The 9,548-nt window shown below is 62.8% G+C and carries 12 protein-coding genes; 7 read left to right on the top strand and 5 right to left on the bottom strand.

What is annotated here, in order from left to right:
- Positions 1–98: 98 nt before the first annotated feature.
- The 4 genes from ACYHH6_RS01435 to ACYHH6_RS01450 form a co-directional block, all read right to left on the bottom strand.
- Complete coding sequence (locus tag ACYHH6_RS01435) at positions 99–650, bottom strand: chloramphenicol phosphotransferase CPT family protein (protein ID WP_352591382.1); 552 nt, start codon at positions 648–650, stop codon at positions 99–101.
- Between the two features lie 16 nt (positions 651–666).
- The gene (locus tag ACYHH6_RS01440) at positions 667–1,527 is read right to left on the bottom strand and encodes a transglycosylase SLT domain-containing protein (protein WP_352591385.1); all 861 of its coding nucleotides are present in this window, start codon (positions 1,525–1,527) and stop codon (positions 667–669) included.
- A 4-nt stretch (positions 1,528–1,531) separates the two neighbouring features.
- Positions 1,532–2,785, bottom strand: coding sequence for a flavodoxin-dependent (E)-4-hydroxy-3-methylbut-2-enyl-diphosphate synthase (gene ispG / locus ACYHH6_RS01445; protein ID WP_352591388.1), 1,254 nt, complete (start codon positions 2,783–2,785; stop codon positions 1,532–1,534).
- 295 nt (positions 2,786–3,080) lie between these two features.
- A complete protein-coding gene (locus ACYHH6_RS01450) occupies positions 3,081–3,260 on the bottom strand; it encodes a YdcH family protein (RefSeq protein ID WP_095487303.1) in 180 nt (59 codons plus the stop codon).
- Positions 3,261–3,499: 239 nt separating this feature from the next.
- Here ACYHH6_RS01450 and ACYHH6_RS01455 point away from each other — a divergent pair, with 239 nt between their 5' ends.
- Positions 3,500–3,703 carry a YdcH family protein gene (locus tag ACYHH6_RS01455; protein ID WP_112559568.1) on the top strand — a complete coding sequence of 68 codons (204 nt, stop codon included), beginning with the start codon at positions 3,500–3,502 and terminating at the stop codon, positions 3,701–3,703.
- A 24-nt stretch (positions 3,704–3,727) separates the two neighbouring features.
- Here ACYHH6_RS01455 and ACYHH6_RS01460 read toward each other — a convergent pair whose 3' ends face one another.
- Positions 3,728–4,531, bottom strand: a complete 804-nt coding sequence (locus tag ACYHH6_RS01460) for an IclR family transcriptional regulator (protein ID WP_352591391.1) — start codon at positions 4,529–4,531, stop codon at positions 3,728–3,730.
- A 116-nt stretch (positions 4,532–4,647) separates the two neighbouring features.
- On the opposite strand from ACYHH6_RS01460, the gene ACYHH6_RS01465 reads away from it, so the two are divergent.
- From ACYHH6_RS01465 to ACYHH6_RS01490, 6 genes are all read left to right on the top strand, one after another.
- Positions 4,648–5,529 (top strand): transporter substrate-binding protein, encoded by an 882-nt coding sequence (locus tag ACYHH6_RS01465; protein ID WP_112559570.1) that lies wholly within the window; start codon positions 4,648–4,650, stop codon positions 5,527–5,529.
- Between the two features lie 72 nt (positions 5,530–5,601).
- Positions 5,602–6,267: an amino acid ABC transporter permease gene (locus ACYHH6_RS01470; protein WP_352591394.1), complete on the top strand. Its 666-nt coding sequence runs from the start codon at positions 5,602–5,604 to the stop codon at positions 6,265–6,267.
- A gap of 1 nt (position 6,268) precedes the next feature.
- A complete protein-coding gene (locus ACYHH6_RS01475) occupies positions 6,269–6,919 on the top strand; it encodes an amino acid ABC transporter permease (RefSeq protein WP_352591397.1) in 651 nt (216 codons plus the stop codon).
- A 4-nt stretch (positions 6,920–6,923) separates the two neighbouring features.
- Positions 6,924–7,718 (top strand): amino acid ABC transporter ATP-binding protein, encoded by a 795-nt coding sequence (locus tag ACYHH6_RS01480; RefSeq protein ID WP_352591400.1) that lies wholly within the window; start codon positions 6,924–6,926, stop codon positions 7,716–7,718.
- Positions 7,719–7,755: 37 nt separating this feature from the next.
- Complete coding sequence (locus ACYHH6_RS01485; RefSeq protein ID WP_352556624.1) at positions 7,756–8,217, top strand: RidA family protein; 462 nt, start codon at positions 7,756–7,758, stop codon at positions 8,215–8,217.
- A gap of 21 nt (positions 8,218–8,238) precedes the next feature.
- Positions 8,239–9,444: an aminotransferase class V-fold PLP-dependent enzyme gene (locus ACYHH6_RS01490; protein ID WP_488500393.1), complete on the top strand. Its 1,206-nt coding sequence runs from the start codon at positions 8,239–8,241 to the stop codon at positions 9,442–9,444.
- Positions 9,445–9,548 lie beyond the last annotated feature (104 nt).

Raw genomic sequence — 9,548 nt, forward strand, 5'->3', positions numbered from 1 at the left:
CGCATTAATATTCGGTCGACGCGACCTTGAACATTAGAGATGACTATCGGGTCTTGGTAGCTCGGCAGAAGCTACGATCGTGGCAAAGACGCCAGGCGCTATAGTCCGAACTTTTTCTGGATGCGACGGGCGCATTCGAGCGGCGTGAGTTGGCTGGTGTCGACTTCGAGATCGTAGTCGACACCCTTGTGGACGCGGTGATATTGCCAGCGCGCCAGGCCGGGCAGCCTGTCGGCACGCGCGGCCTCGCGCGCTTCCAGCACCTCCAGTGGCGCCATGACGCCGACGACATGTAAGTCGAAAGCTGACAGCAATTCGCGATACTCCGCTATCCCGTCACTGAAGATCACATCGTCGACGATGAGATTGTTGCCTTGCCCGGCCATGGCGGCGATGGCGTGGCGCATGCCACGCATGGCGCGCGCGCCGACCGGCCCGCTCCTGATCACCACCGACGGCTTGCCGTCTTCCAGCACGGTCTCAAAGGAAAACCCGTCGGCATGATCCTGAAGCGCCTCCGGCAGCATGTCGATGAAGGCATCCATCTCGACATGCAGGAAGGGCGTGGCGGTGATCGTCTGCAGGGCTCTGGCAATCGAACTCTTGCCGGCGCTGCCGACACCATTGAGCAGGGCGATTTTGGCAGTCATATCGTCACCCTCGTGCCTACCGGTTGCGCACGACGATACAGGCGCCGCCGATGCTTTGCAGCTTCTGGCAGATGGCATTGGCCGCAGTGCGGTCGTCGACGCCGATCCTGACGGCATAAATCCCCCGCCGGCCGATTGGCGTACGCACCCGGCTGACCACCGGATCATGCCCGGAAAGCAGCCCCGGAAACCGGCTCCTGACCCGCAGCCACTGATTGATCGCAGCACCGCGGCGGAAATTGCCTGCCACCTGCACGCCCCACGGCTTCACATTGATCGAAGCCATCGCCACGGTTCTGGACATGATCACCGGCAGCTTGCGGCAGGCGACGGCAAAGCTGGTCTTGGGATCGAGCGGCGCGACCGTTCCGGCGTAGGCGCTGTCGGAGAATTTGTCGACCGGCTCGCCCATGACGTCGAAGACATAGCTTTCGGTTTCCATCGGCAGGAAGCCGCCGGAGCCGAGCCAACGCGACACCCGGTTCTCGCCGGCATTGTAGGCGGCCGCCGCCAGGCCGAGATTGCCGTAGCTGACCTTCATCTCGGCGAGATACTTCGCCGAGGCCGGGATCGCCTGGTCGATGTCGAAGGGATCGGCAAGGCCACGCATCTTGGCCGTACCCGGCATGAACTGGGCGATGCCTTCAGCGCCGACCGGGCTCACCGCATTGGGATCGAACCGGCTTTCCTTCCAGATCAGCCGGGCGAAGTAATCCTTGGGCAGGCCGTTCTGCTCGGCATGCGCCTCGATCAGGTCGCAAACGCGGCCGATCAGTCGTTTCGCCGCAGAGCGCGATTGTGGTGGATCGGCGAGTGCCTGTCCGGCGCAACCCAGCCCACAGAGCAGGATCACACCGGCTTTGAGTAACGCGCGCATCGGCCTATTCGGCCGCGGCCTTGCCGTGCTGTCCAAACCGCTGCTCGATATAGTCCGCGACCATTTTCTCGAAATCCGCGGCGATCGAGGGACCGCGCAGCGTCGCCGACTTCTTGCCGTCGACGAAAACCGGCGCCGTCGGCGTCTCGCCGGTGCCGGGCAGCGATATGCCGATGTCGGCATGCTTGGACTCGCCGGGGCCGTTGACGATGCAGCCCATCACCGCGACCTTGAGATTCTCGACGCCGGGATATTTTTCGCGCCACACCGGCATGTTCTTGCGCAGGTCTGCCTGGATGTTCTGCGCCAACTCCTGGAACACGGTGGATGTGGTGCGGCCGCAGCCGGGGCAAGCGGCGACGATCGGCACGAACTGGCGAAAGCCCATGGTCTGCAAGAGCTCCTGCGACACCTGCACCTCGCGCGTGCGGTCGCCATTCGGCTCCGGCGTCAGCGAGATGCGAATGGTGTCGCCAATGCCTTGCTGCAAAAGGATGCCCATGGCGGCCGACGAGGCGACAATGCCCTTGGAGCCCATGCCGGCTTCGGTGAGGCCGAGATGCAGCGCATGGTTGGAGCGCGTTGCAAGCTCGGTATAGACGGCAATCAAATCCTGCACGCCGCTGACCTTGGCCGACAGGATGATCTTTTCGCGGGCCAAGCCGATTTCTTCGGCCATTTCGGCCGACAGGATCGCCGATTGCACGATCGCCTCGCGGGTGACCTCCTGCGCAGTCAGCGGAAAGCCTTGGCGCTGGTTTTCGTCCATCAGCCGCGTCAAAAGCTCCTGATCGAGCGAGCCCCAATTGACGCCGATGCGTACCGGCTTGTCGTGCTTGATCGCCATTTCGACGATCGCCGCGAACTGGCGGTCCTTCTTGTCCTTGAAGCCGACATTGCCGGGATTGATGCGGTATTTGGCCAGCGCCTCGGCGCAGGCCGGATGATCGGCGAGCAGCTTGTGGCCGATATAATGGAAATCGCCGACCAGCGGCACATTGATGCCGAGCCGTTCCAGCCGTTCGCGGATGCGCGGCACGGCGGCAGCGCTCTCGTCACGGTCGACAGTGATGCGCACAATCTCGGAGCCGGCGCGATGCAGCGCCGCAACCTGCGCGACGGTCTGGTCGATATCGGCCGTGTCGGTGTTGGTCATCGACTGCACGACGACCGGCGCGCCACCGCCGACGATCACGCCGCCGACATCGACGCCGACCGAGGTGCGGCGCGGAAAGGGGGAGGAAAAATATCCGGTCATGCCGGCAGCCTCTTGTCTCCGGAGCGACGTGCATCCGTCTTGACGCACAAGGTACGCTCAAACAGTTGTCAGCGCGTTGCGCTGAGGTCCGGGCATGAGGTGGAGGAGCAAAGATGGCTTGTCAATGGCGACAGGCGGGCAGAGTCGCCAAATCACGGCGGCGCGGCGACCCGTCACAGACGGTGTCGACCGGCCAACAGTGTCGGAATCAGTAACAAGAACAAACCTCCGGCGGCGTGTCGCTGCCGGAGCGATGGATACGCGCCTGAACGGCGCGTCTAATCCAGGAAGGGCGTCAGTGTGTCGTCGGTTTCGCCTTCAGTTTTTCAATCTCGTCCTTGAGTGCCAGCTTGCGTCGCTTGAGATTCACGATTTCGAGGTCGTCGACCGATGGATGGTTCATTGCATCGTCGATTTCGCGTTCGATATCACCGTGTTTCCGCTGCAACTCATCAAGATGGGATGCAAGAGACATGATTGGTTCTCCCTTTCATGGTTTCCTCGATTGCAGCCGTCAAAGGCACGTCCACCGCAGGTCGTTCTGTGACGGCACCATGACACTCTGCCACCATCTGGCGGCGATGTCGAATGCTGCGTGGTAGCATTCCACGACAATGTGAAATGTGGTATTGGCTGCGCGCCGGCTACAAAACCCCGCCGGTCCCGCCCAATCAGGCCCATCATTGGGCGCCGCAGACGTGCAGACGGTAGATAATGTCCGAACAGGAACAGGCTGATATCCGCCTCGAATTTTCTCGGCTGAAACAAGAGCATGCCGATTTCGACGCGGCCATCAATGCGATGATCGCCATGGGCTGTGATCCCCTGCAGATCCAGCGCATGAAGAAGAAGAAGCTGTTCCTCAAGGACCGGCTGATGGCGCTGGAAGACAAGATCATTCCGGACATCATCGCCTGAGCGATAGCCTCGGAGCCTGACCCCTTACCCCGGGATCGAAAGCCTTGCGGCGCGTTCACGTAATAGCGCAACAAGCTCGTCGGTTTTTTCCTTCGCGGTGTCGATCGGAACCACCAGGCACATCGTTGCCTCAACCTTGCCTGTGACGGAAAACACCGGGGCAGCCAGGCATTTGGTATAGGCGTCGACCAGCCCCGACGTGATGCAATAGCCGGTCGTCCTGGCCGTCGCGATATCGTCGATGAAATCGTCGAGCTGCAGCCTGCGGCCATCGGGCAGCAAAAGGTCGTCGTCCGACACCATGTCCTGGATAGTAGCCCTCTCAAACCCGGCCAGAAGCAGCCGCCCTGATGCCGTCCATGGCAGCGGGATCTGCAGGCCGGTGGCGGAGCTGATGCGGAACGGCCTGGTCCCTGGGCTGGAATGGACGATCGTATAGCGGCCGCTTTGCAGCATGCACAATTCGGAGGTCTCGCCGGTCTCGCGCGACAGATTGTCGACCTCCTGCCGGCCTCTGCGGAGCAGGTCGTTGCCCCTGACATAGTCCATTCCGTAGAGGTAGAGCTTCTTACCGAAATAGACCCGGTTGCCGTCGCCCTCCATCTCCAGGAGACCCGCATCGACCAGCGAGCGCACCAGCGTATAGGTCGTCGAACGCGGCGCGTTGACGCCCTTGGCGAGGTCGCCAATGCCGATCGCACGCTGCGTGGTGTGCAGGAACTCAAATATCTCGAGCACCCGGTTGAGACCCTTCTCGCGAGAGCCGGGGGTCTTGTCCTCGGTCGGGCTGACGTCGGGCCGATCTTTAACGCCAATGTCGTCTTGCATTACTGATTCCTGATGTTAGTATCTGTCTTGTACAAGGTACATGTGTCTTTTGTAAGAGACAAATTGCAAAAAAGAGCATGGACCTAAAAAAGGGGTACACACGAAAGGAGGTCGCAGTGAACGACACATCCAAGAGACGTGATTTTCTGAAATTAGGAATGGCCGGGCTCGCCACGGCCGGAGTCATAGGCGCAGCCGCCTCGGTCGACGTTCAGAAGGCGGCGGCACAGGCCGCACCGGACAGCCTGCTGCGCACCGTTCTGGAGCGTGGCAAGCTGATCGTCGGCACCGGCAGCACCAACGCGCCCTGGCATTTCGAGAACGATGCCGGCGAACTCGTCGGCATGGACATCACCATGGGCCATATCCTGGCCAAGGGTCTTTTCGACGACCCGACCAAGGTCGAGTTCGTCATGCAGGACCCGGCGCAGCGCATCCCCAATGTCACCACCAACAAGGTCGACATCACCATCCAGTTCATGACCATGACTGCCCAGCGCTCGCAGTTGATCAACTTCTCCAGGCCGTACTACGTCGAGGGTGTCGCGCTGCTGACGCTTCCGACAGCCGAGAACAAGACATTCGACAAGCTGCTCGCCGGCGGTTCGGCGACACGGATTTCCATCCTGCAGAACGTCGATGCCGAACAGAATGTCCATCTCGTCCTGCCGCAGTCGCAGGTGATGCAGATCGACACCCAGGCCAATGTGCTCCAGGCGCTGGAATCGAAGCGCGTCGACGCGGCCGCCGTCGATCTCTCGACGGTCCGCTGGCTCGCCTCGCGCAATCCCGATAAGTATTTCGATGCCGGCAAGAGCTGGTTCTCGATGCTTTACGGCGCCGCACTCCGGCAAGGCGATCTCGACTGGCTGACCTTCGTCAACACGACCTTCGCGACCGCAATGTTCGGTCATGAAACGGCGCTCTACGACGCGGCATTCAAGGATTATTTCGGGTTGGAGCCGCCGGCGCGGCATCCTGGTTTCCCGGTCATCTGACGCAGCCTGTGGAAGGGTGCCCGGCACCCTTCCACCCTCTTCTTTGACGTTCCTCGGCATTGCGGGAGACGCATGGGCTATACGCTCAACTTCAACCTGATCTGGCGGCATTTCGACAAGCTATGGGGCGGCCTGCTGCTCAGCCTTGAGCTCGCCGTCATCTCGATCGCCATCGGCATCGTCATCGGCCTGGTGCTGGCGGTCTGGTATGTCTCGGCCGGACGCGTGGTGCGCGCCATCATCGCGGCTTACGTCGAGTTCATTCGCAACGTGCCGCTGATCCTGTTGGTCTATCTCGTCTTCTACGGCGTGCCGACCGTGGTTGATCTCGCCTACGACGCGCCGACCTCGTTCGTGCTGACGCTGTCGGTCTACAGCGGCGCCTATCTGGTCGAGGTTTTCCGCTCCGGCCTCGAAGCCGTGCCGCGCGGGCAGCTCGATGCCGGCAAGGCGATCGGGCTCACACCTTGGCAGCGGCTGGTTCACGTGCGCTTTCCGACCATGCTGCGCATCACCTTGCCGGCGCTCTCCAACACCTTCATCTCGCTGTTCAAGGACACGTCCATCGCCTCGGTCATCTCGGTGCCCGAACTGACTTATGGCGCCCAGTGGATCAACTTCAACACGTTCCGCATCGTCGAGGTCTATCTGGTGACGACGGCGATATATCTGGTGACCGGCTACGCGCTGCTCTTCGGGCTGCGGCTGGTCGAGCGACGGTTCAGGACGGCGCGCTGACATGCTTAGCCAGATCCTCTACGCATTGCCGTTCCTCGCCCAGGGTTTCGCCGTGACCTTGTGGGTATCGCTGCTGGTCGTGGTGCTGTCGCTGATTGCCGGCGTCGCGCTCGGCGTCGGCCTGGTCTACGGCCCGGCGCCGCTGCGCTGGGCGGTGCGCATCTTCTCCGACACCATCCGCGGCATCCCGATCCTGGTGCTGATGTTCTTCGTCTATTACGGCCTGCCCGCGGCCGGTCTGCATCTGGAATCCTTCTGGGCAGCGGTGCTGGCGCTGACCTTGTTCAAGACGGCGCAGGTCGTGGAGTATGTACGCGGCGCCGTCGGCTCCATTCCCAAAGGCCAGTCCGAGGCGGCGATGGCGATCGGCCTGACCTTTCGCCAGCGGCTCACCTCCGTCATCTTTCCCCAGGCCTTCCGCCGCTTCCTGCCGCCGTGGATCAACGGCGTCACCGATGCGGTCAAGGGCAGCGCGTTGGTTTCGCTGCTCGGCATCACCGACCTGATGCAGGCGATCAACCAGGTGATCGGCCGCACCTATGAGGCGATGCCGCTCTATATCCTCGGCGCCTTGATCTACTTCGCCGTCAACTATGCGCTTTCCTACGCCAGCCGGCGGCTGGAACGGCGCTTCGCCTTCATCCGGGACTAGCACGATGGCCACAAGCTTAAACGACACTACAGCCCTTCTCGACATTGCCGGGGTCTCGAAAGCCTTCGGCTCGGTCGAGGTGCTGCGCTCGGTCAGCCTCAAGGTTGAGAAGGGCGAGGTGGTCACCGTCATCGGGCCTTCGGGCAGCGGCAAGACGACCCTTTTGCGCTGCGTCAACTTCCTCGAAAGCTATGACTCAGGCTCGATCCGTATCGACGGCAAGGAGGTCGGTTTTCGCGAAGCCGGCGCGCGCCAGCGGCGCAGCGAGCGCGACCTGGCCGCCATGCGAGCCGAGACCGGCATGGTGTTCCAGAGCTTCAACCTGTTTCCGCACCTCACCGCCGCCGGCAACATCATGCTCGGCCTCATCAAGGTGCGCGGCAAGAGCAAGGCCGAGGCGCGCCAGATCGCCGAGCATTGGCTGGGCCGCGTCGGCCTGGCCCACAAGGCCGACAGCCTGCCGGCGGAACTCTCCGGAGGCCAGCAGCAGCGCGTCGGCATTGCCCGTGCGGTGGCGATGGAACCAAAAATCCTGCTGCTTGACGAGATCACCTCCGCGCTCGACCCCGAGCTGGTCGGTGAGGTGCTGGCCGTTGTGCGCAGCCTCGCCGAAGACGGTATGACCATGGTGATGGTCACCCACGAGATGGCCTTTGCCCGCGACGCTTCGAGCCGCATCGTCTTCATGGCCGATGGCGGTGTCAGCGCTGTCGGCCCGCCGAAGGAAATCCTCGCCCAAGAGACCACCAATGAGCGCCTGCGCACTTTCCTGGCGCGGTTCCGCGCCTCGCAGTTCTGACGTGGGCGGCTGAAGCCGCCCCAAGGAGAATTCTTCCATGACGCCTTACATCCGGCTCGCCGAACTCGGCCTGACGCTGCCCGAGCCGCCGACACCCATCGCCAATTTCGTCACCCATGCCGAAAGCGGCCGGCTGATCTTTCTCTCAGGTCAGGGGCCGCTGCGCGCCGACGGCACGCTGTGCACCGGCAAGGTCGGCGAGGACGTCACCGTCGAGCAGGCCTATGAGCATGCACAGCTCACCGGCCTCAATCTGCTGGCCGTCATGCATGCCGCCGCCGGCGATCTCGGCCGCATCGTGCGCGTCGTCAAGCTGCTCGGCTTCGTCAATGCGACGCCGACCTTCAGCGACCACCCGAAAGTCGTCAATGGCTGCTCGGATCTGTTCGCCAACGTCTTCGACAAGATCGGCGGCCATGCCCGCTCGGCGATCGGCGTCGGCTCGCTGCCTGGAAACATCACCGTCGAAATCGAAGCGGTGGTCGAGATCGCTGCCTGACAGTCAAGGGATTTGCTCAACATGAAAACCTATTCCGACACCGGCTCCAACACCACGATCCGCGAACGGCTGGGGCTGCGGCCGATCATCAACGTCTCCGGCACGATGACGACGCTGGGCGCCTCGATCATCGTTCCCGAGGCGATCAGCGCCATGGCCGAGATCGCCTCGCAATGGGTGGAAATGGACGATCTGCAGCGCGCCGCGAGCGTGATCACCGCCCGGCTGACCGGCGGCGAGGCCGGCTTCATCACCGCCTGCTGCGCCTCAGGCATCACCATGGCGATCGCCGGGGCAATGACAGGCACCAATTTGCTGGCGATCGAACGGCTGCCCGACGATACCGAAGGGCTGAAGTCCGAAGTCGTCATCCAGCTTGGCCATATCGTCAATTACGGCGCGCCGATCGACCAGTCGATCCGCGTCGCCGGCGCCAAGGTCATTCCGGCGGGCACGGTCAGCGTCACCCAGGACTACCATGTGCGCGAGGCGATCAACGAGCGCACCGCGGCGGCGCTCTACGTCGTCGCACACCACACCGTGCAATACGGCATGCTGTCGCTGGAGGAGTTCAGCGAGATCTGCCACGCCAGGGGCGTGCCGGTGATCGTCGACGCGGCTTCCGAATATGATCTGCGCAGTTTTCTAGCGCGCGGCGCCGACATCGTCGTCTACAGCGGCCACAAATTCCTCTCGGGGCCGACCAGCGGCATCGTCACCGGCCGCAAGGATCTTGTCCGCGCCGCCTATCTGCAGAACCGCGGCGTCGCCCGCGCCATGAAGGTCGGCAAGGAAAGCATCGCCGGCACCATGGCGGCACTGGAAGCCTGGGAAAAGCGCGACCATGCCGGCATCCGCCGGCGCGAGGAAGCGGCGCTCAATCTCTGGAAGGGTGCGCTGCAAGGGATACCGGGCATAGCCGCCCACATCATTCCCGACCCGACCGCCAATCCACTTGACCGGCTGCAGATCTTCGTCTCGCCCGAAAGCCGCTTCACCGCCGCCGGCCTTGCCTCGGCACTTGCCGCAGGCTCGCCGCCGATCATCGTGCGCAACCACGAGGTCGAGCGCGGCCATTTCTTCCTCGACCCGTGCAATCTGCACCCCGGCGAGGCCGAGATCGTCGCCGAGCGCCTGCGCGCCGTGCTGACGGCGGTCGAGCGGCCGGCGGATGCAATGAAACAGCCGCGAAAGGATTTGTCCGGCGCTCTGCGCTGGCCGGATTGATCGCCAACGAGGCCAAACAAAGCTCATGCACTCCGGCCGATCACGCGACTGTGAACAGCCGGATTTGCACACTGCGGGAATAAACCGCCGTCAAAGCAGGTCTT

It is taken from the genome of Mesorhizobium sp. P171375 (genome assembly GCF_057786075.1).

What these genes read in the sequence shown, in the direction of transcription:
- ACYHH6_RS01485 (WP_352556624.1), top strand. Translation starts at nt 7,756, where the DNA reads ATGACGCCTTACATCCGGCTCGCCGAACTCGGCCTGACGCTGCCCGAG.
- ACYHH6_RS01470 (WP_352591394.1), top strand. Translation starts at nt 5,602, where the DNA reads ATGGGCTATACGCTCAACTTCAACCTGATCTGGCGGCATTTCGACAAG.
- ACYHH6_RS01480 (WP_352591400.1), top strand. Translation starts at nt 6,924, where the DNA reads ATGGCCACAAGCTTAAACGACACTACAGCCCTTCTCGACATTGCCGGG.
- ACYHH6_RS01440 (WP_352591385.1), bottom strand. Translation starts at nt 1,527, where the DNA reads ATGCGCGCGTTACTCAAAGCCGGTGTGATCCTGCTCTGTGGGCTGGGT.
- ispG (WP_352591388.1), bottom strand. Translation starts at nt 2,785, where the DNA reads ATGACCGGATATTTTTCCTCCCCCTTTCCGCGCCGCACCTCGGTCGGC.
- ACYHH6_RS01460 (WP_352591391.1), bottom strand. Translation starts at nt 4,531, where the DNA reads ATGCAAGACGACATTGGCGTTAAAGATCGGCCCGACGTCAGCCCGACC.
- ACYHH6_RS01490 (WP_488500393.1), top strand. Translation starts at nt 8,239, where the DNA reads ATGAAAACCTATTCCGACACCGGCTCCAACACCACGATCCGCGAACGG.
- ACYHH6_RS01475 (WP_352591397.1), top strand. Translation starts at nt 6,269, where the DNA reads ATGCTTAGCCAGATCCTCTACGCATTGCCGTTCCTCGCCCAGGGTTTC.
- ACYHH6_RS01455 (WP_112559568.1), top strand. Translation starts at nt 3,500, where the DNA reads ATGTCCGAACAGGAACAGGCTGATATCCGCCTCGAATTTTCTCGGCTG.
- ACYHH6_RS01435 (WP_352591382.1), bottom strand. Translation starts at nt 650, where the DNA reads ATGACTGCCAAAATCGCCCTGCTCAATGGTGTCGGCAGCGCCGGCAAG.
- ACYHH6_RS01450 (WP_095487303.1), bottom strand. Translation starts at nt 3,260, where the DNA reads ATGTCTCTTGCATCCCATCTTGATGAGTTGCAGCGGAAACACGGTGAT.